General features: G+C 67.0%; 18 protein-coding genes and 2 tRNA genes. 6 read left to right on the top strand and 14 right to left on the bottom strand.

Features of this window, described 5'->3' with window-relative positions:
* Positions 1–68 precede the first annotated feature (68 nt).
* From AUL34_RS06965 to AUL34_RS06950, 4 genes are all read right to left on the bottom strand, one after another.
* A complete protein-coding gene (locus AUL34_RS06965) occupies positions 69–890 on the bottom strand; it encodes a DUF2497 domain-containing protein (protein ID WP_192845706.1) in 822 nt (273 codons plus the stop codon).
* 191 nt (positions 891–1,081) lie between these two features.
* Positions 1,082–2,497 carry a TolC family outer membrane protein gene (locus AUL34_RS06960; RefSeq protein ID WP_061932585.1) on the bottom strand — a complete coding sequence of 472 codons (1,416 nt, stop codon included), beginning with the start codon at positions 2,495–2,497 and terminating at the stop codon, positions 1,082–1,084.
* A gap of 227 nt (positions 2,498–2,724) precedes the next feature.
* On the bottom strand, positions 2,725–3,375 hold the full coding sequence (locus AUL34_RS06955) for a protein-L-isoaspartate O-methyltransferase (protein WP_061932584.1): 651 nt from the start codon (positions 3,373–3,375) through the stop codon (positions 2,725–2,727).
* A gap of 142 nt (positions 3,376–3,517) precedes the next feature.
* Positions 3,518–3,591, bottom strand: a tRNA-Cys gene (locus AUL34_RS06950).
* A gap of 207 nt (positions 3,592–3,798) precedes the next feature.
* Between AUL34_RS06950 and AUL34_RS06945 the strand changes: the two genes are divergently transcribed.
* Both AUL34_RS06945 and AUL34_RS22185 read left to right on the top strand, forming a co-directional pair.
* Positions 3,799–4,182, top strand: coding sequence for a response regulator (locus tag AUL34_RS06945; RefSeq protein WP_061932583.1), 384 nt, complete (start codon positions 3,799–3,801; stop codon positions 4,180–4,182).
* A 371-nt stretch (positions 4,183–4,553) separates the two neighbouring features.
* Entirely contained in the window at positions 4,554–4,712 is a 159-nt protein-coding gene (locus tag AUL34_RS22185) for a DUF3563 family protein (RefSeq protein WP_156420820.1), read from the top strand.
* A gap of 123 nt (positions 4,713–4,835) precedes the next feature.
* Here the strand turns inward: AUL34_RS22185 and AUL34_RS06940 are convergent.
* Positions 4,836–4,910, bottom strand: a tRNA-Asn gene (locus AUL34_RS06940).
* A 166-nt stretch (positions 4,911–5,076) separates the two neighbouring features.
* Here AUL34_RS06940 and AUL34_RS06935 point away from each other — a divergent pair.
* Together AUL34_RS06935 and AUL34_RS06930 are read left to right on the top strand one after the other, a co-directional pair.
* Entirely contained in the window at positions 5,077–5,382 is a 306-nt protein-coding gene (locus AUL34_RS06935; RefSeq protein ID WP_370539029.1) for a hypothetical protein, read from the top strand.
* Positions 5,383–5,577: 195 nt separating this feature from the next.
* Complete coding sequence (locus tag AUL34_RS06930; protein WP_061932581.1) at positions 5,578–7,377, top strand: DEAD/DEAH box helicase; 1,800 nt, start codon at positions 5,578–5,580, stop codon at positions 7,375–7,377.
* 52 nt (positions 7,378–7,429) lie between these two features.
* Here AUL34_RS06930 and AUL34_RS06925 read toward each other — a convergent pair whose 3' ends face one another.
* Complete coding sequence (locus AUL34_RS06925) at positions 7,430–7,828, bottom strand: hypothetical protein (RefSeq protein ID WP_061932579.1); 399 nt, start codon at positions 7,826–7,828, stop codon at positions 7,430–7,432.
* 76 nt (positions 7,829–7,904) lie between these two features.
* The gene (locus AUL34_RS06920) at positions 7,905–8,801 is read right to left on the bottom strand and encodes a rhodanese-related sulfurtransferase (RefSeq protein WP_061932577.1); all 897 of its coding nucleotides are present in this window, start codon (positions 8,799–8,801) and stop codon (positions 7,905–7,907) included.
* A 66-nt stretch (positions 8,802–8,867) separates the two neighbouring features.
* Between AUL34_RS06920 and AUL34_RS06915 the strand changes: the two genes are divergently transcribed.
* Entirely contained in the window at positions 8,868–9,773 is a 906-nt protein-coding gene (locus AUL34_RS06915) for an MBL fold metallo-hydrolase (protein ID WP_061932575.1), read from the top strand.
* A 10-nt stretch (positions 9,774–9,783) separates the two neighbouring features.
* Here AUL34_RS06915 and AUL34_RS06910 read toward each other — a convergent pair whose 3' ends face one another.
* The 6 genes from AUL34_RS06910 to AUL34_RS06885 all read right to left on the bottom strand — a co-directional run bounded on the left by AUL34_RS06910 (position 9,784) and on the right by AUL34_RS06885 (position 16,886).
* Positions 9,784–10,629, bottom strand: a complete 846-nt coding sequence (locus AUL34_RS06910) for a DUF1499 domain-containing protein (protein ID WP_061932573.1) — start codon at positions 10,627–10,629, stop codon at positions 9,784–9,786.
* A 74-nt stretch (positions 10,630–10,703) separates the two neighbouring features.
* Positions 10,704–13,382, bottom strand: a complete 2,679-nt coding sequence (gene ppdK / locus AUL34_RS06905) for a pyruvate, phosphate dikinase (RefSeq protein WP_061932571.1) — start codon at positions 13,380–13,382, stop codon at positions 10,704–10,706.
* Positions 13,383–13,522: 140 nt separating this feature from the next.
* A complete protein-coding gene (locus AUL34_RS06900) occupies positions 13,523–14,266 on the bottom strand; it encodes a DsbA family protein (protein ID WP_061932569.1) in 744 nt (247 codons plus the stop codon).
* Between the two features lie 123 nt (positions 14,267–14,389).
* On the bottom strand, positions 14,390–14,917 hold the full coding sequence (locus AUL34_RS06895; RefSeq protein ID WP_061932567.1) for a DUF721 domain-containing protein: 528 nt from the start codon (positions 14,915–14,917) through the stop codon (positions 14,390–14,392).
* A complete protein-coding gene (locus AUL34_RS06890; RefSeq protein ID WP_061932565.1) occupies positions 14,914–16,140 on the bottom strand; it encodes an O-antigen ligase in 1,227 nt (408 codons plus the stop codon). Before AUL34_RS06890 ends, AUL34_RS06895 begins: the two co-directional genes overlap by 4 nt.
* Positions 16,137–16,886 carry a glycosyltransferase family 25 protein gene (locus AUL34_RS06885; RefSeq protein WP_061932563.1) on the bottom strand — a complete coding sequence of 250 codons (750 nt, stop codon included), beginning with the start codon at positions 16,884–16,886 and terminating at the stop codon, positions 16,137–16,139. The genes AUL34_RS06890 and AUL34_RS06885 overlap by 4 nt, the downstream gene beginning before the upstream one ends.
* 43 nt (positions 16,887–16,929) lie before the next feature.
* Between AUL34_RS06885 and mutY the strand changes: the two genes are divergently transcribed.
* Positions 16,930–18,045 carry an A/G-specific adenine glycosylase gene (gene mutY / locus AUL34_RS06880; RefSeq protein WP_061932635.1) on the top strand — a complete coding sequence of 372 codons (1,116 nt, stop codon included), beginning with the start codon at positions 16,930–16,932 and terminating at the stop codon, positions 18,043–18,045.
* Here mutY and AUL34_RS06875 read toward each other — a convergent pair.
* Positions 18,021–19,157, bottom strand: coding sequence for a site-specific DNA-methyltransferase (locus AUL34_RS06875; protein ID WP_061932561.1), 1,137 nt, complete (start codon positions 19,155–19,157; stop codon positions 18,021–18,023). The genes mutY and AUL34_RS06875 overlap by 25 nt on opposite strands.
* Between the last annotated feature and the right edge of the window lie 43 nt (positions 19,158–19,200).

Below are 19,200 nucleotides of genomic sequence, written 5' to 3'. Positions count from 1 at the left end.
GCACGAAGGACGCGCCCCTTCCGGAACGCGTCCCCTCTCCTGTCAGCCTGTTCGAACGCGCGTGAACCTCAACGTTTGGCGCCGCCGCGTGCCAGACGCTCGATCTCCTCGCGGATCAGCCGCTCCACCATCTTCGGCAGATTGTCGTCGAGCCAATCGCGCAGCATCGGCTGCAGCATCTCCTGCGCCATCGCTTCCAGGGACCGCAACTCGCCCTGTCGGATCGCCTCGGCGAGCTCGTTGAACGACGCGCCGACAAGCTGGCCCGTCGCGGGCGACACGAGCGGCGGAGGCGTGTCGCCGTAGCGCGACGACGCGGCGGGACCCTCTCCCTGCGCGCGAGCGTCGGTATTGGCAGGTTCGAACGAACTGCGCTCCATCGGAGCCTCGTAGCTGGTGGTCGGGTGCGCGGCTGCGGGTGCGCGGATCGCATTCCCTTCCGCATCGCTGTGGAACGCCACCGCGTCGGTTGGACCCGCATAGGCATGCGTCTCTGGCTCGCTGCTCATCGCTTCGCTCCTCGCATTCATCAGACGATCGCCCGCGGGCGGAACCACCGGCAAGGGCGCATCGTCCCGATCGCGGTCGGTCTCGATACGCTCCCAGGTCGCGGCGAGTTCCGTCTCCAGCTCGGCAGTCAACGCGTCGTCGTCGCCGCTCTCCGCACCATGCAGCGGGACCGGCGAAGCCGGTTCGGCCGGGAAACGTAGCGGATCGGATCGAGCGGAGACAGGTTCGACGCGCGCGTCACCGAGATCGTGGATGGGAGCGCCGGCCAGGAATACCGGAATTTGCCGGGCGGCGCCAACGGCCGCTTCCCGGCTGCCGCCCGGTGCCTTCTCGTCGCCCGTTTCGATGATTCGCCGAATGGATGCCAGGATCTCGTCCATCGACGGTTCCTGCGCGATGCTGGCCTTGCTCATGAATTCCGCACCCGATCTGAACTCGCGACCGCCACCCGACGCGAATCTTCGGGTAGCGTAGCCTTTCAGTCGGGCGGCAGGAATCCCCTGCTTGTTCGCAAGGCGGCTTATAAACGAATTTTTAATCCGCCTCCGGGCGCAGGCTTCTCGACGAAACCTCAGCGCCCGTCCGGCGTACGCAGACCGAACCACTTGTCCTGGACGGCCTGATAGTGCTCCTCCGGCTCGTAGCGATCGACCGCCAGGGCCAGACGATCGGGCAGAAGGCTGCCGACCGCGGACGATAGCGTGTAGGCCGCCACGATCGTGTCGCGCTGCGCGCCCGCCAGAAGGATCTGCGCGGTGATGACGTCGGACTGCGCGTTCAGGACGTCGAGCGTGGTGCGCTGCCCCACGTTGCGTTCCTCGACGACGCCGTTCAGCGCGAGCTGTGCCGCCGACACCTGGGCGCGATAGCCCTGCACATTGGCTTCCGCGGCCTGGCGCTGAGCCCAGGCGCTGGCGACCGCCGAGCGGACCTGATCGCGGATATTGTCGACCTCGATCCGGCGCTGCGACAGCGTCTCCTTCGCCTGCCGCACGCGGGAGGAGATGAGACCGCCTTCGTAGATAGGAACCGACAGCTGGGCTCCGACCGTCCCCGAGACCTGATTCTGGGTCAGGACGTCGACGCCCGGCAGATTGTTCGGGTCCTGGTCGGACAGGGCGTAGGAGTTCTCGACCTGACCGGTGAGCGACAGCGTCGGAAGGGCCGCGCCCTCCGCCGACTTCACCTGGAAGGATGCCGCATCCACCGCGAACTTCGTCGCCTGGATCGCCGGGTGCTGCTCCTGCGATACGCTCACGGCCTGAGCGACCGACGACGGGATGGCGTTGCGATTGGGCGGCGTGCCGGCTTCGAGATTGCCCGGCGGATCGCCGACGACGTCGAGATACTGGGCCTCGCTGCTCGCCACCTGCGACAGCGCCGTGTTCAGAAGCGCGGTCGCCAGCGCCTGCTGTGCCTGCGCCTGCGCCACGTCGGTCCGCGTGCCCTCGCCCACGTCGAAGCGAGCCTGCGCCGCACGCACCTGTTCGTTCAGGAAGGCGAGGCTCTGCCGGCGGAACGCCGCCACTTCGCGGTCACGCCGCACGTTCATGAAGACCGTCACGGTATCGAGCAGCGTATCCTGCACCGTGTTGTCGAGGTTCTTCTGTGCCGCGCGGACCTGAGCCTGGGCGGCATTGACGTTGTTGGGCGTCTGGAAGCCATCGAACAGCGTCTGGTTGATCTGGATGCCGCCCGTGATCGCGCCGGTCCGGTTCCGCTCCTTCGGGAGGTTGTCACCGAAGGTGGTCCGCGAGCGGGAGGCCTGGGTGTTCACGACGCCACGGATGACCGGGCGCAGGCCTGCGCGGGCCTGTGGCACGTTTTCGTCGGTCGCGCGCAATTGCGCGCGGGCAGCGTTCAGGCTCTGGCTGTTGGCGTAGGCCTTTGCCAGAGCTTCGCGCAACGTATCGGCGCTCGCCAGATCGACACTCGTCGCCAGCAGGAGCGCAGAGAGAGAGGCCAGGATCCACGTCTTCTTGCGCAAGGTGCATTCTCCGAAATCGGACGTATGCCAAGCACGCCGGCACACGAGAGGCGCAGACGGACCTCGCCCGAACCTTATCGACAAGGACATGCACCGAACAATGTCCGTATGCCAGCCTGCTTGACCATGCCCACAGGCTTTTGCCGTCGGGGTGTGGCGCGGCTAAAACACTTGGCGAATGTAACGGGTGGCGGGCGGCAACGGAAGCCGGTCGCCGCTCCCACGGATCAGAATACGAACTCGCGCGGCTTGGCAAAGCCCGGAAGCGCCGGAATATGGCAGTTGAAGGCGAACCGATCGGAAACGATTCCGTCTTCCTTCGTGTAGAGCTTGGCCATGCCGGACGCGCCGGAGCGCTCCACCACCACGAGGCGGCCGCGATCCTTGAGCTGGTCGAGATGCACCTTCGGCAGAGCTTCCACCGAACCCTGGAACAGGATCACATCGTATGGAGCCTCGCCCGGCCAGCCGTCCTTGAGAGGACCGGTCACGACCGCGGCGTTGACGATGCCGAGCGAATCGAAGGCGGCGCCGGCTTGCGCAGCGAGCTCGGCGTTCTCCTCGAGCGCCACGATCGAACCGGCGAGATGGGCGAGCACGGCGGAGGAATATCCGGTGGCGCAACCGACATCCAAGACGACGTCCTGCGAGCCGATCTCGGCGAGTTGGATCATCTTCGCCAGCGGCGATGGCGAGATCAGGAAACGCCCGTGGCCGACCGGGATGTCGCTGTCGATGTAGGCCAGCGCCTTGCGCTCCTGCGGCACGAAGACCTCGCGAGGCACGCTCAGGAACGCGCGCAGAGTCTCGTGCGACGTCACGTCGGTCGTGCGAATCTGGTTGTCGACCATCTTCACGCGGGCGGCAGCGAAATCCATGTCATGCCTCGGATCGATTGCTTGGCCCATCCCATATTCGCCGCTCCTGTCGCTGACAAGCGCAAGCGCGCCCCCGCGTCATGCGAACGCAAGCCTAACGACGGGATCTGACGGGGAATGGGCCGACGGCCCGGTTTGGCGATGGAGGCCTCGGAGGGAATCGAACCCCCGTGCAAGGATTTGCAGTCCTCTGCGTAACCACTCCGCCACGAGGCCTCAACGACGCGCTACCTACTGATACGCAGGACGTTGCGCAAGCCCCGCGGATGCCATTTGGGACACGCGGCCATGGCTTCACGCGGAACCGCCTTTCGGCCGAGCGAGCTTCCGTGTTCCCTCACCGGTCGAACCGAACAAGACCTCGATGCGTTTGCGTCGGCGACACCGGTCGCCTCGCGATCCCCAAGCCCCTGTGACGGTCCCATGCTTCAGAACAAACAGATCCTGCTGGTCGAAGACGATTTCCTGCTCGCGCGTCCGCTTGCCGAACGTCTCGAGGATGCGGGCGCGACCGTGATCGGACCGACGGGCACGATCGAGGAGTCCATCGCCCTCATCGCGCGCATCCCGCAGATCGACGCGGCGCTCATGGACGTCAATCTGGGCGGCGAGATGAGCTACCCCGTCGCTTACGACTTGGTGCGTCGCGGCGTGCCCTTCGTGTTTCTGACGGCCTATGACACCTCGCTCGTCGCGGCGCGTTTTCGCGACGTGCCGGTGTTTGCCAAACCGGTCGAGTTCGAGCACGTGATCGAGGCGTTGCAAGCTCTCACGCAGCGTCCCGATCGTCGGCGATATCCCGCGTGAGCCCTGACGCGCTCAGAAGCGGAGATGCTGGCTCAGGAGAAGAACGTTCAAGCACCCGAGCCAGATCACACTCGAGAACAGACAGCCCAATGTGATGCCCTGTGCCGCGCTGAGCGGCCCCGTCGACTGCTTCATCATCCCCTCCCCGTATGGCGTCCTTCTTAGCGGAACGTCCGTTGGCAAGGAGTTTATGAGACACGCAGCGGTTGGCAATCCACGAAACTCAGGTCTGTCTTGGTTTTGACATAAAATCTTCGGGCGACAAAACGCGCCGTGCGCGAATCGCATAGCGGCCGTGCAGAATGTTGCATTGCACCAATCGCGGGGAAGGCGCATCTTTCTTTCAGTCAACCAACTGAAAGGACAAGACTATGAGCATCGCTCGACGTCTGCGTGAGGCTCTTCGCGCACCGAGCGCGAAGGACCGCGCCATCGCCTACCTCAACGAATCGACGTCGCACGCCGACCTCGAACGCCGTGAGCGCGAGATCGACGCGGGTCGCTTCCACGACAAGCGCTATACGTTCTGAGACGATGGTGGAACAAGGTTCGGGCTGCCTGTCGGCATCACGCCGACGCAGCCCGAATCAAAGCACCCGCGTGATACGCATGGGGGCCGATCGTACCGGCAAAGCTTTGCGGAAATTGTCTGGTGGCTCCCCGGGCCGGATTCGAACCAGCGACCGATCGATTAACAGTCGATTGCTCTACCACTGAGCTACCGGGGAAAAGTTCGCCCTGCGAACGAGGGTGCGTATACCCACGGGCTGGCGATTTGCCAAGTGGCCCTGCCGCATTCTGGAAAAAAATCTTCCGCGCCTCGCTTCGGTCGTGGTTGTCCCCGAGGGGAGGAACCATCACATCCAACCGCAACGGTGGATCAACCCGAGACCGATGGGAAGCGTGGACGATACGGCAGCGAAACGGCGCGAGTTCTTTCGACTGCGCGGACATACGGTTCATCTGTTCGGGCGCAAGTTCGGGCTTCCGGCGAACCGTCTTGCGCGCATTGGCGTGGGTGTCGCCTTCATCATCGGCGGTTGCTTCGCCTTCCTACCGATTCTCGGCGTCTGGATGCTGCCGCTGGGTCTGCTGATCCTTTCGATCGATCTCGCGTTCGTTCGCCGCTGGCGGCGCCGTGCGGATGTCCGCTGGGGCCGGCGGCGACGGCCGAGGAAGTCCGGACCGGGCGAACGCTGACCCCTCGCCTTTCCGCGAGCAAGTCACTATAGCGTATTCATTCCAACGGTGGCCCTGCATTCGCGAGCCGCCGTTCTTTCTGTTTCACGCCCGTCGGCAGCCGTCCCACTCGGCGCGAGGGCTTCTCCTCCTTCGGCATCGCTCCCGACGCGAAGGCCGTGCCCGCAAGGGCCGAACATTCCAAGGACGATCCGCTTGGCCTTTCCTCCCATTCACCCGGCCCTCGCTCGGGCTCTCGAAAGCCGTGATTACCGCGACCCGACTCCTGTGCAGATGAAGGTGGCGGAAGCCGCCTCGGCGGATCGCGATCTTCTGGTTTCCGCCCAGACCGGCTCGGGCAAGACGGTCGCCTACGGCATTGCCATGGGCGAGACGCTCCTCACCGGCCGCGACACGCTTCCCGAGGCCGGTGCGCCGCTCGGGCTCGTGATCGCGCCGACCCGGGAACTGGCCATGCAGGTCAGTTCCGAGCTCATCTGGCTGTTCGCCGAGGCGGGCGCGCGCATCGTCACCTGCGTCGGCGGTATGGACGCGCGCACCGAGCAGCGCGCACTGGCGCGCGGCGCGCATCTCGTGGTCGGCACACCCGGACGGCTCCGGGACCACCTCGAACGGGGCAACCTGCGCAGCCAGGACCTTCAGGTCGCGGTGCTCGACGAAGCGGACGAGATGCTCAATCTCGGTTTCCGTGAGGATCTCGAGTTCATCTTGGAGGCGACGCCCGCCGAGCGGCGTACCCTCTTGTTCTCTGCGACGCTGCCCAAGCCCATCGTCGCGCTGACGAAGCGGTATCAGACGAACGCGCTGCGCATCGAGGTCGCGACCCAGGCGTCCAGCCACTCGGACATCGAGTACCGCGCGATCCGCGTCGCCCCGACCGAGATCGAGCACGCGGTGGTGAACCTTTTGCGTCAGGCCGAGTCGCCGACCGCGATCGTGTTCTGCAACACGCGCGAGCAGGTGCGCCATCTCCATACCGGCCTTCTGGATCGCGGCTTCGGCGCCGTATCGCTTTCGGGCGAGCTCGGTCAGGCGGAACGCAACCAGGCGCTGCAGGCGCTTCGCGACGGCCGGTCGCGCGTGTGCGTGGCGACCGACGTTGCGGCGCGCGGCATCGACCTGCCCAATCTCGGGCTGGTGATCCATGCCGAACTCCCGAACGACGCGGAAACGCTGCAGCATCGCAGCGGACGCACCGGTCGCGCGGGACGCAAGGGCGTGTCCGTGCTGCTGGTACCTCTGTCGCGCCGTCGCAAGGCCGACCGCCTTCTGACGGACGCCAAGATCCGACCGGTCTGGGGTGCACCGCCCTCGGCCGACGAGATCCGCGCCCTCGATCGCGAGCGTCTGATGACCGATCCCCTCTTCACCGAAGAAGCGGGCGACGACGATCTGGCGACGGCCGGCGCTCTCACGGAGCGCTTCTCCCCCATGGAGATCGCCTCCGCCTTCGCACGCCTGTACCGCCAGAAGCTACCGGCACCCGAGGACATCTACGATCCCGGTCCGGGGCGCGACGACAAGTCGGGCCGCAAGTCCGCCGCGGAGCCTCGTCAGCGCCGGGACGGCGAGCGCGAAGAGGGCGGCGGCAATCGCCACGCAATGGGACCGGCCGTCTGGTTCCATCTCGACATCGGTCGTCGCAACAACGCCGATCCCAAATGGCTGCTGCCGCTGCTGTGCCGCCGTGGAAAGGTGACGCGCGACGACATCGGCGCCATCCGGATCTTCGACAAGGAGACCAAGGTCGAGATCCGTGCCGACGCGGCGGAGCGTTTCGCATCGGCAGCGCAGGGCAGCGATGACGATATCACGGTGACGCGCCTCGAAGGGGGTGCTCCCCCGGCTGGCCGGGATCGGGACGGCGGCGGCAAGGCCGGACGCCCGCCTCGTGCGCAGAAGGCGTTCGTGCGTCGCGGGGATGGCGATGCGCCGCGTCAGGGTCCGAAGAAGTTCAAGGGCAAGGGCGCTGGAAAGCCGCGTCGTCCCGAATAGGCCGATCGTTCCGGTCCGGCTGGGTTCGCCCGGCCGGACCGGAACGGCGGAGTTATCCGCAGATCGCCGCGTTCAGATGCGTCGACGACGCGGCGCCCGCCTGCCGATAGCGATACTCGACTTCCTGCACCTCGCCGCGGCGGAGGGCGGAACGCCACAGACCGCACCGCTCGTCGCGCTCGCTGTCGCGAAGGAGATGCAGATCGACCCGTTCGTCGGCGACGAACTCGAGGCTGAGCTTGCGCCCGTCGAAGACCACGCTTTCGAGGATCGAACCATCCGACTGCGGCGTCGGCAAGTGAGAGCGCATGTCCTCGATCAGCGTGTTGGCGGTCCCGGACGGACCGTAGAGTCCACTGGCATCGAGATCACGAATAAGAAGCGCTGAAGCCGTGAGGCTGACGCCCGCGAGGCCTGCCAAATGAACCTTGCGATTGCGAAACGCTTGCACGACGAATCTCCTGTTGCGGAGGCATTGCGATCGAAACGTTTCAATACGGATTTTGTTGCGATGCGGTGAAGATCGCTTAAGGATCTCGTGGCTGGTTTTCCACACCCGTCAACTGGATATGGCGCTGGCGCAATCGCAGACGCCGCTCCTCCGTCAGCCTCGGCGCACAGTGCGGGCAGGAAACGCCTTCCTCGAAGGTCGGCTCCATGCGATCGTCCGGCGAAAGTGGGCTGCCGCAGCCGAAGCATGCCGCCCAGTCCGCTGGAAGCACGGCGGCGCCGACCGCCGTGCGGTTGTCGAAGACGTAGCAGTCGCCCTGCCAGAGACTCTCGGGCTGCGGAACCGTCTCCAGGTACTTGAGGATGCCGCCCTTCAGATGGCGCACATCCTCGAACCCGTGGGCCAGGAGGTAGCTCGAAGCCTTCTCGCAGCGGATGCCGCCGGTGCAGAACATCGCGATCCGCTTGTGACGGCTCGGATCGAGGTCGCGTGCGGCAAAATCCTTGAACTGCGTGAACCTGTCGATGCCCGGATCCACCGCATGAGCGAACGTGCCGACGCGCGTCTCGTATGCGTTGCGGGTATCGAGAACGAGCGTATCGGGATCGGCGATCAGCGCATTCCAGTCCTCGGGTTCCACATAGGTCCCCACCTGCCGCGTCGGGTCGGCTTCCGGCGCGCGCATGGTGATAATCTCCGGCCGAACCCGGATGCGCAGCCGCCCGAACGGCCGTTCGGTTGCCTCTGAGAACTTCACTTCGCCGAGGCGGATCGCGACGACGCGATCGAGCCGATCCAGAACAGCATCGATCGCATCCGCGGAACCCGCAATGGTGCCGTTGACGCCCTCGGGCGCGATCAGGATCGTCCCGCAGACGCCCTCGCGCTTGCAGAGTTCCAGCAGTTCCTCGCGCAACGCCGCCGGGTCGGCGACGGACACGAAGCGGTAGAGCGCGGCAATGGTCCAGGTCATGGATGCCGCTATATCTCGAAGCTGGTCGGATGGCCAAGTCACGCCGATCCGCGAACGGAAGCCTGCATGAGCCTCGACCTCGACAAGCGATTCGACCCTCGTCACGGCGAGGCCGTCCCGGTCGAATCCGGCATCCTGCGCCTGACGGCGCCCAACGCTGGACCGATGACATTCCACGGCACCAACACCTATGTCGTGGGTCGCGAACGCCTCGTGGTCGTCGATCCGGGACCAGAGGAACCCACGCACCTCGCGACCATTCTCGCCACGATCGCCGGACGTCCCGTGGACGCGGTGCTCGTGACGCATACCCATCTCGACCATTCGGCGCTCGCCCCGCGCCTCGCGGGGATGGTGGACGCGCCCCTCGTCGCGCAGGGGCCGCACCGGATCTCGCGCCCGCTCTTCGAAGGCGAGATCAACCTCCTCGACGCGGCATCGGACTTCGCGTTCGAACCCGACATCGCGTTGGATGACGACGGCGAGCTGCGTCTTGGCGAAACGACGGTGCGGGGGATCCATACACCGGGCCATACCGGGAACCACATGGCGTTCGCGCTGGAGGATCGCGGCGTTCTGTTTTCGGGCGACCATGTGATGGCCTGGGCCACCAGCGTGGTGGCGCCGCCCGATGGTTCGATGGCCGATTTCATGCGTTCGCTCGAGCGCCTCGCCGCACGGTCCGATCGGCGATACCTGCCGGGTCACGGCGGTCCCGTCGAAAACCCGGCGACCTTCGTGCGTGCCCTTCGCACGCATCGGCGCATGCGCGAGAGCGCGATCCTGGAGAAGGTTCGCGCCGGGCTCTCGACCGTGCCCGAGATCGTGGCGGCGATCTACCACACCACCGATCGGCGGCTGCATGGAGCGGCGGGTCTCTCGGTGCTCGCCCACTTGGAAAGCTTGATGGAACGGCGGCTGGTCGTCCCCGAAGGACCGTTCGGGCTCGCCAGCCGGTTTGTCGCGGGCTGACGCGCGGGGCCTACTCTTCCGGCACGATTCCTTCGGCGGCCCGCATCGCTTCGTCGACACCGTTCAGGAAAGAGACGATGACACGCCGATTCTGCCCGAGGTCGCGGTCGAGGTCGCGCGAAGCCGAGCGCATGTCGATGAAGGTCTGTGCCCCCTCCTCCGCGATGCGAATGGTGACGTCGCTCGCGAAGCCGAAGACCGGCGCATAGGCCACCGCCTGGATCGTGTAGTCGCGCGCGTCCTTGATCGCGAACGGGTCCGGCGGCTCGGCGCCGATGCTGCCGCGCAAGGTCGGGATGGGAACGCGAACCGTGCCGCTGATGCCAAGGTCGTCGCTGTCGCGAGGCGGCGTCAGGCTGCTTTGGACATCGGTGATTTCGATGCCCTGCTGCTCCATCGTCGCGCGCGCCGCTTCGTAGACCATGGAAGCCGTCGCCTGGTAGTCGCGCCCGGGCACCAAGGCCTGGGACGTGTCGGACGTCGCCGCGACCGGTGCGAGCGAGGCGTCCCCGAGCCCCGCGGTCTCCGCGCTCGCGCCGTCCGGGAACAGCCGGTAGAGATAGGCCGCTCCACCGAACGGCAATAGCGCGACGGCGGCGACCACCAGCGCCGCGACGGCCCTTCCACCTCCGACCGCCCCCTTGCGCCACACCTTGGAGATCGCTGCCACCGCCAAAAGCAGCCCCGCCGACGCGAGGCCGCCGGCAAGAAGAAGCGTCCAGGACAGATTGTCGAGATCGAGGAGCTTCACGCGAAACAGCAATATGCCGACCGGGATCAGGATCAGCGAGAAGGCGCCGACGCTCCAGGCCCAACCGGCCGTGCGCGCCCGCGTCCTGAGGTAGTGTCCGGCCAAGTTTCGCTCCAATCCGTACTGCCCGCCCAGAATAGCCCAAGGCGGCCCGTGGCGACATAGGCCCGGCGCCCCCTTCAGTGCCGACCGCGTGTCTTGGGAGCGGCGGCGGCGCGCAGCGCGCGTTCGAAACGGATGGCGGCCTGGGCGGCGGCGAGGCGGGCGATCGGCACGCGGTACGGGGAGCACGAGACGTAGTCGAGGCCCGTGCGCTCGAAGAATGCGATGGAGTTGGGATCGCCGCCCTGCTCGCCGCAGACGCCGAGCGGCATGTCCGGCCTGGTGCGCCGCGCCTTCTCGACGCCCAATGCGATCAATTCGCCGACGCCTTCGATATCGAGGGACTGGAACGGATCGCGCTCCAGGATGCCCAATCGTTCGTAATTCGAGAGGAAGTTCGCGGCGTCGTCGCGCGAGATGCCGTAGACAGTCTGCGTCAGATCGTTGGTCCCGAAGGAGAAGAAGTCGGCGACCTCGGCGATCGTGTCGGCCTGCACGATGGCGCGCGGCAGCTCGATCATCGTGCCGACGAGGTAGTCGACGCTCTTGCCGCGCTCCTGCTGGACGAGGTCGGCGACGCGCTCGATTCGCGCCTTCACGAAATCGAGTTCACGACGCAGCCCGACGAGCGGCACCATGATCTCGGGAACGACGGCCTTGCCCTTGCGCTCTCCCGCCTCGATTGCCGCCTCGAAGATCGCGCGCGCCTGCATCTCCACGATCTCGGGGTGCGAGATGGCGAGGCGGCAGCCGCGATGACCGAGCATCGGGTTGAATTCGTGCAACGCCTCGATCCGCTCCGCCACCACGGCCGGCCGCATGCTCAGCATCACGGCGGTCTCGGCGATCTCCTGCTCGCCCTTGGGAAGGAACTCGTGGAGCGGCGGATCGAGCAGCCGGATGGTGACGGGCATGCCCGCCATGATCTCGAAGAGTTCGATGAAGTCCGACCGCTGGATCGGCAGGAGACGCTCCAGAGCAGCGCGCCGGCCGGCCTCGTCCGAAGCAAGAATCATCTCGCGCATCATCGAGATGCGCTCGCCTTCGAAGAACATGTGCTCGGTGCGGCAGAGGCCGATCCCCTCGGCGCCGAAGGCGCGCGCGGCGCGGGCCTCGGCAGGCGTTTCGGCGTTGGTCCGCACTTCCATGCGCCGGGCTCGGTCGGCGAAGGCCATGAGCGTCGCGAAATCGCCGGTCAGCGACGGACGCTTGAGCTTCGGAGAGCCGAGGATGACCTCGCCCGAGGTGCCGTCGATCGTGATCTGATCGCCCGCCCGAAGCGTGCGGCCCATGGCGGTCACGGTTCCCGCCTCGTGGTTGATGCGAATAGAACCGGCACCCGTCACGCAGGGCTTTCCGATGCCGCGCGCCACCACCGCCGCGTGGCTCGTCGTGCCGCCCCGAACGGTGAGGACACCTTCGGTGACGTGCATGCCATGCACATCTTCCGGCAGCGTCTCGTTGCGCACGAGAATCGTCTTGCGCCCTTCGGCGGCGACCGCGATGGCCCGTTCGGAGGAAAACACGATCTCGCCGCTGGCGGCGCCGGGCGAAGCCGGCATGCCCTTGGCGATGACCATCACCTCCTCGCCGCGCTCGATGGTCGGATGAAGAAGCTGGTCGAGCGACGACGGCTCGATGCGAAGGAGTGCGTCCTCCTCGGCGATCTGTCCCTCGCGCACCATCTCGACCGCGACGCGAATGGCTTCCGCGACGTTGCGCCGCGCGACGCGCGACTGGAGGAAGAAGAGCTCGCCGTCGCCGACCATGAAGTCGACCTCGGTCGCATCGCCCATATGCGCCTCGATGCGGCGCACATAGTCCGTAAGCGCCCCGAGGTCTGTGGGAAAGAGCTCCGGTTCCGCCTCGATGCGTTCGAGGTTCAGGGGCTCGCCGACCCCCGCGGGGCCAGCGCCATCGCGGTTTCCGAAGACGAACTCGCCGGTGAGCCGTGGCTGACCGGTCTTGAGATCGCGCGAGAGCGCACGCCCGGTTCCCGACTTCTCGCCGCGCTCGTTGAAGATCATCGAATGGACAGTGATCGCAACGCCCGCGTTCTCGGCGATGCCGTGCGCCAGGCGAAAGGCGCGTGCTACGGGGCCGCGCCAGCTGGCGAAACTCGCCTCGATCACTTGATAAAGCTGCTCGAGAGGGGTCTGCGGCATGGGAAGGCCGACCTCGTCCTCGACGAAGCGCAGATACACGGCGATGAGCGCGCGCCAGTCCACCAGGGAATGCGGCTCCTCGCCATCCCAGCCCGCACGATCGCGCTCGGCCTCCGCGAGTTCCTCGAAGTCGCCCGTGTCCACCGCATGGATCAGGCTGCAATAGCTCTCGATGAAACGGCGATAGGCGCGGAAGGCGAAGCCGACGTCGCCGAGTTCGCGGGCGAGGAGTTCGACGGTCCGGCTGTTGAGGCCGAGATCGAGAACGGTATCGGCCAGTCCCGGCATCACCGATCGCGCGCTGGTGCGAACAGCTAGGAGAAGCGGCTTCTGCGCCCCGTCGAGCGTGCGCCCGGTCACGCCCTCGAGCCACTCGATGGCGGCGAGGATCTCGTTGCGAAGCGCCGACGGCAGGCCTTCGCCGCTTTCCGCCTCGCGCCACGCCGACGTCGAGATCGTGAACCCTGGCGGGACCGGGAGGTCCAGCGAGGCGAGAAGCGCCAGGTTCGAGCCCTTCAGGCCAAGCGCCTCTGCCGGGTCCGCCGTGCGATCCGCAGCGCCACGCATGAACGTGAACAGTCTCTTGGCCATGGGAACCGGGCGTCGTCGCCGCTTGAAACAAATTGAACCGTCGGCGCCACACATAAGTCAAAGCGACGGCCGCGCCAATTGCTGCACTGCAAAAGTTTAGCGCCCGGCATCGGGGGATGCCGGGCGCCGGGCTGGTTGGCTCAGAGGTGCTTTTCGATGACGGCGGCCATCTCGTCGGCCGAGAGGGCGCCGGAGTACTTGTCGCCGTTGACGAAGAAGGTCGGGGTGGCGCTGACGCCGAAATCGTTCTGCCCGGCGGCCTGAACGGCGACCACCTTGCCCTGAAGATCGGTGTCCTTCAGGCAGGCCGCGAACTGGTCCTGCGTCATGCCGGCAAGCTGCGCGATCTTGAGAAGCGCCGCCGAGGCATTCTCGGCGCCGGCCCATTCCCGCTGCTGGTCGAACAGGACGTCGACCATCGCCGTGCGCTTGTCGTCGCCCGCGCAGCGCGCCAGCATGAAGGCTCCGAGCGCGCGCGGATCGAACGGGAACTCGCGCAGGATCAGCTTCGCCTTGCCCGTGTCGAGATAGTCGGCCTTGATCTTGGGATAGGTCTCCGAGTGGAAGTCGCGGCAGTGGCTGCAGGTCATCGAGGCGTACTCGACGATCGTCACCGGAGCGTCGGCCTTGCCGATGATAATGTCGGGAAGCGCCTGGGGCGCCATGAGCTTGGCGACGTCCACCGTGCCCTCGGCATTGGGCGCCGCCGCCGCGGAAGCGTTGGTCTGCGCGGCGGCTGGCGCCGTTGCGGCCGGAGCCGCCGGCTCTGTCTGCGCGAACGCTGGCGCCGCTCCGCCGAGGGCGATCCCCGCGGTCAGCAAGCCGGCGACCAGCGCACGGGCGCCTCGGGGAAGAGTCCGGGACCGGTTCGAAGGAACGAGCATGAAGAAATCAGCCTTTCGCAGGAGCCACGATTCGCGATCGCTTATGCCACGTAGTCGGGCAAATGTGGCGATCCAACGGGCGAAGCCGGGTCAGCAGTGGGGATCGGCGGCCCGCCGCGCGGTCTAGCGGCGCGGAGCCTTCCCAGCTGCAGCGTTTCGACCGATCACGCTTTCGCCAAGACGCTCCAGCGCCGCTCGCAATCGATCGCTCTCGATGCGGGCGGTGGCATCGCGAATGGTGTCTCGGTTGCCTGCGGTCAGCGGTGCCACGGCGGGCTTGCGGTTCGGCCGTGTCGTTCGGATGGCGCGCTGGACGATCTTCACTTTCGAAACGGCACGGTAGCCGAAGAAGTCGTTGACCCGCGACAGGATCGTCTGAACTTCGTGCTGAAGCCGCAGCGCGAACGCCCCCTCGCAGGCGATCACAAGGGTAGCCGGCTCGCTCGTCTCGTCGCCGTAGCCTTTTGGCCAGACAAGCTTCTCCGGCCGGCACCCCTCCTCGAGCCTCGGCCCGACGATCTCCGGCCAGGCACCGAGGAGATCCAGCGACATGCCGGCCTTGCGCGCGACGACAGGCTCGACGAGGGCGGAGACAAGATCCCCGATCGGGCGCGCCGCCCGGCGCGTCGGCTTGCCCGCGGCAGGCTTCATGAGACGCGTCCTGCCCGCACGCCGAAAGGGCTGCCACGACGCAGTTCCACTAGGATGATGCCCATGCCGGAGAAGATGACGAGAACCATCCACTCGTTCAACAGGACCCCGTGGAACAGTCCGAAGACGAACGTGAAGGCGACCAGCGCCACGCCCGCGTCCCGGACCACCGGATCGGACGCCCGCCGGAAGACCCCCGCGAGGAAGGCAGCCAGTGCGGCGCCCATCAATGCAACGCCGATCAGCCCGCTCGAGAGCGCTTCATCGAGGACGATATTGTGAAGGTGCTGGTAGCGAAGAATCTCGTTCGCGTTCGGCCCGGCTTCCGCGGCGACCAGTCTCATCCGCTCCACACCGCCGACCCCGACGAACGGATGTTCGGCGAGAACGCGCAGCGCCGACGACCACATCGCGAGCCGCGTATCCACCGAACCGACCGCAAGCCCGGTCGCCTCATAGGCCTCCAATTCGGCAACCCCGGACTCGACGCGCTCGGAAAGGAAACCGCCGACCGGCACCACCGCCAGCATGGCGACGATCAGTCCGCCAACGATCGCGATCGCCGCACGCCTGCCGTGTGCGCGAAGGCGCGGCACGGCATGGCGCAGGTCGAGAAGCCCCGTGATGGCGAACAGCAGCATGGCCGCGCGGGTGCCGCTCAGCGCGATCGGGACGGCTGCCAGATAGGTCCAGAAACGCCCGTCGGGCAGAAACGCCACGCGTCCCCCCGTCGGCAGGCGGGCGAGGATCGCAACGGCGCCGACCACGAAGGCGAAGATGGCTTCGTTCTTGCCCAGCCCGACCCGCGCCCCGGTCATCGCGTATTCGATGGGTGTCGCGACGACGAGGACGAGGAGCCCGAGCCGCGCGCCCCAGGCGAGCACCTGGGCCGGATGGCGGACGAGGCCAAGCCCCAGCGGAAGAAGCGCGCATGCAAATTCCAGCGCCGCGTAGGAGAGAACCCGATTTCCGTCGACCGGTTCGCCGCGCACGAGGCTGAGACCGATCTGCCAGACGGCCCATCCGGCCAGCGCGCCCATGAAAGCCGTCGGCGCGCCGCGAAGGCTGCGTGGGCGCGCGACGGCGAGATAAAGGCCGCAGACCGCGAAGAACAGGAACGCCACCTTGCCCGCCGAAACGAGAAGCGAAAGGCAGGCGGTGCCGAAACCGAGAAGCAGGGCGTCCCAGCGGCGGCGGCGCAGGAGGAGGGCCTTCAGCGTCATCGCGAGCGCTCCCGCGTCAGCGCGTAGACGATCCGGCGAACGAGATCGGTGGCGCGAAAGACCAGAGTTGGCAGACGGCGCCAGGGTTTCAGCTTGCGCACGCCGTACCCCGAGCCAACCTCGATCTGGCTCGACTTGGAACGCGGATTGAAGGTCACGAGGTCGCCCCAGATATCGAAGGTGCGCACATCGTTGGCCCATCCGCGCTCCAAGGCAACATCGAACGGCAAGGACATCGGACGCAGCGCCGCCGACAAGCGTGCGGCGGCGGATCGCCGCACGACATAGGCCGCCGCGCTTCCCGTCGGCCCGAAGAACGCGGCAGACAGGCGGCGGCCCGCCGGCAGCGAACGAAGGTGCCGGCGCCGCGGTCGGCGATGGTGCGCAAAGCGCACGACGTCCCAGTCGTCGCGCTCGGCGAGCGCCCGCAGAACCGGCATCATCTCGGGGCGCGGGCGCACGTCGTCCTCGAACACCACGCCGGCATCCGCCTCGCCGGCTGCGATCGCGTCGATGGCCTTGAGGTGGCTGACGTAGCAACCGTACTCGCCCGGCACGGGTCGCTTTCCGTGCCGCCGAAGGAAGGCCGGCGTATCGAGAAGGGTGCGTTCCGCCTCCGGGATCGTCTTTCCATCGACGCCCGCGATCCGTATCAGGTCGATGCCCTCGGCCGACATATCGGCACGAATGTCAGCCAGACGCTCCGGCGACCGATCGAGATTGATGACGAAGAAATCGATACGCACGATGCCGGCCCGAACGAGGGGCGACGAAGGCCCGGATGGGCGTTTGGATGAACGGGCCCCCGGGGGAAGTCAACCCGACCGGGCCGGCGGAGCTTTCGCCGCATCGCTTCTCGAATGGTACGACCGGCACGCGCGCACCCTGCCCTGGCGCACCTCTTCGCGCGACCTCGCGGCTGGCGTCCGCCCCGACCCCTACCGGGTGTGGATGTCGGAGATCATGCTGCAACAGACCACGGTCGCCGCGGTCAAGAGCTATTTCGCGGCGTTCACCGAGCGATGGCCGACCGTCGAGGATCTGGCTGCCGCCGAGGACGCGGAGGTGATGGGCGCCTGGGCAGGCCTTGGCTATTACGCGCGCGCCCGCAACCTCCTCGCATGCGCCCGGACGGTGGCCGGCGAGCGCGGCGGTCGCTTTCCGGACAACGCGGCCGAGCTGCGCTCGCTGCCGGGCGTCGGCGAATACACGTCGGCCGCCATCGCAGCGATCGCGTTCGACGAGCCGGTGGCCGTGGTGGACGGGAATATCGAGCGCATCGCCACCCGCATCGCCTGCATCGAAACGCCCCTGCCCGCGGCCCGCAAACCGATCCGCGCGCTCGTGCAGACGTTGACGCCGCGCGAGCGGCCCGGCGACTTCGCTCAAGCCATGATGGACCTCGGCGCCACGATCTGCACGCCGAGGAAACCCGCCTGCGTCCTTTGCCCGGTCAGCGACCATTGCGAGGCACGGCGGCACGGAAGGCAGGAGGAGTTTCCGGTCAAGGCGGCAAAGTCCGCCAAGCCATCGCGCGTCGGCGCCGCCTTCGTGTTGCGCCGCACGAGTGACGGCGCGGTCTGGCTTCGACGCCGGCCGGCGTCCGGGATGCTGGGTGGAATGAGCGAGCCCCCGACGACGGCGTGGAGTTCACGCGCGGACGGCGCGACGGGATCGGACGCGGCGCCCATCGCGGGCGATTGGCGCTTGGCCGGCTTCGTGCGCCACGGCTTCACCCATTTCGACCTCGACTTGGAAGTCTGGTTAGCTGAAACGACGGTCGACCCCGCCATCGAGGGCTGGTGGGCCACGCCGGCAACGCTGCCGGGCGAGGCCCTGCCGACCTTGATGCGGAAGGTGCTGGAGCGCGCCGAAGCCGGTCAGGCGGAAGCGTCTGCCATCTGATGCCTGACGATCTGGCGCAGTTCGTCGATCACGCGCAGCCGCCCGTTTTCGCGAACATGCCAGAACGTCCAGCCGTTGCAGGCGTCGAGCCCCTGCACCTTGGCGCCGATCCGGTGAATCGAGGCCGCCTCGCCCCCGACTGCGATCGTGCCGTCGGCGCGCACGCTCGCCTGCCAGCGTCCCTTGGCGTCGGTGAGCTCGGTGCCGGGAGCCACGAGCCCCGCCTCGACCAGGCTGGCGAAGGGCACGCGCGGCTCGGCGCGCTTGCCGGCCGCCATGCGCAAGGTCTCCGCGTCCAGCGGTTCGACCGATAGGATCCGGTCGGCCGCCGCCTCGATGTAGTCGTCCTGCCGCTCGATGCCGACGAAGTTGCGGCCGAGCCGCTTGGCGACCGCACCCGTCGTGCCCGTTCCGAAGAACGGGTCGAGAATGGTGTCCCCCGGCTTCGTCGAGGACAGGATCACCCGGGCCAGCAACGCCTCGGGCTTCTGCGTCGGATGGACCTTTTGCCCGTCGTCGCCCTTCAGCCTCTCGCCGCCCGAGCAGATGGGGAAGAGCCAGTCGGACCGCATCTGCGTGTCGTCGTTGGCGGCCTTCATCGCATCGTAGTTGAACGTATAGGCCTTCGCGTCGGCGTTCCTGGAGGCCCAGATCATCGTCTCGTGGGCATTCTGGAACCGCCGGCCGCGGAAGTTCGGCATCGGGTTGGTCTTGCGCCACACGACGTCGTTGAGGATCCAGAACCCGAGATCCTGCATGATCGCGCCGACGCGGAAGATGTTGTGGTAGGAGCCGATCACCCAGATCGTGCCGTTCGGCTTCAGCAGGCGGCGGGCTGCGATCAGCCAGGCGCGCGTGAAGGCGTCATAGGCCGCGAAGCTCTCGAACTGATCCCAGGCATCGTCCACCGCGTCGACCTTCGACTGGTCGGGCCGGTGCAGGTCGCCGCCGAGCTGCAGGTTGTAGGGCGGGTCGGCGAAGATCGCGTCGACCGACTTCTCCGGAAGCGCCGCCATGCGGGAAACGCAGTCGCCCTTGATGATGGTGTTTAACCATTCCGGCGTGGCGGCGTTGGCGACGGGAAGACGGTGCAAGGTCTGCAGTTTCGACATCGGGCCACCTGAACTCGCTACTCGGATACGGCCGTCATGGTTA

This window comes from Aureimonas sp. AU22 (assembly GCF_001463745.1).
Taxonomy (GTDB): Bacteria; Pseudomonadota; Alphaproteobacteria; order Rhizobiales; family Rhizobiaceae; genus Aureimonas.
The sequence above is the reverse complement of the archived record's forward strand: the minus strand, read 5'-3'. Positions and strand labels throughout refer to the sequence as shown.

Excerpts from the sequence above, each read along its gene's own strand:
- AUL34_RS06965 (WP_192845706.1), bottom strand. The coding sequence starts at position 890 with ATGGACGAGATCCTGGCATCCATTCGGCGAATCATCGAAACGGGCGAC.
- AUL34_RS06955 (WP_061932584.1), bottom strand. The coding sequence starts at position 3,375 with ATGGATTTCGCTGCCGCCCGCGTGAAGATGGTCGACAACCAGATTCGC.
- AUL34_RS06945 (WP_061932583.1), top strand. The coding sequence starts at position 3,799 with ATGCTTCAGAACAAACAGATCCTGCTGGTCGAAGACGATTTCCTGCTC.
- AUL34_RS22185 (WP_156420820.1), top strand. The coding sequence starts at position 4,554 with ATGAGCATCGCTCGACGTCTGCGTGAGGCTCTTCGCGCACCGAGCGCG.
- AUL34_RS06935 (WP_370539029.1), top strand. The coding sequence starts at position 5,077 with ATGGGAAGCGTGGACGATACGGCAGCGAAACGGCGCGAGTTCTTTCGA.
- AUL34_RS06920 (WP_061932577.1), bottom strand. The coding sequence starts at position 8,801 with ATGACCTGGACCATTGCCGCGCTCTACCGCTTCGTGTCCGTCGCCGAC.
- AUL34_RS06915 (WP_061932575.1), top strand. The coding sequence starts at position 8,868 with ATGAGCCTCGACCTCGACAAGCGATTCGACCCTCGTCACGGCGAGGCC.
- ppdK (WP_061932571.1), bottom strand. The coding sequence starts at position 13,382 with ATGGCCAAGAGACTGTTCACGTTCATGCGTGGCGCTGCGGATCGCACG.
- AUL34_RS06900 (WP_061932569.1), bottom strand. The coding sequence starts at position 14,266 with ATGCTCGTTCCTTCGAACCGGTCCCGGACTCTTCCCCGAGGCGCCCGT.
- AUL34_RS06895 (WP_061932567.1), bottom strand. The coding sequence starts at position 14,917 with ATGAAGCCTGCCGCGGGCAAGCCGACGCGCCGGGCGGCGCGCCCGATC.
- AUL34_RS06890 (WP_061932565.1), bottom strand. The coding sequence starts at position 16,140 with ATGACGCTGAAGGCCCTCCTCCTGCGCCGCCGCCGCTGGGACGCCCTG.
- AUL34_RS06875 (WP_061932561.1), bottom strand. The coding sequence starts at position 19,157 with ATGTCGAAACTGCAGACCTTGCACCGTCTTCCCGTCGCCAACGCCGCC.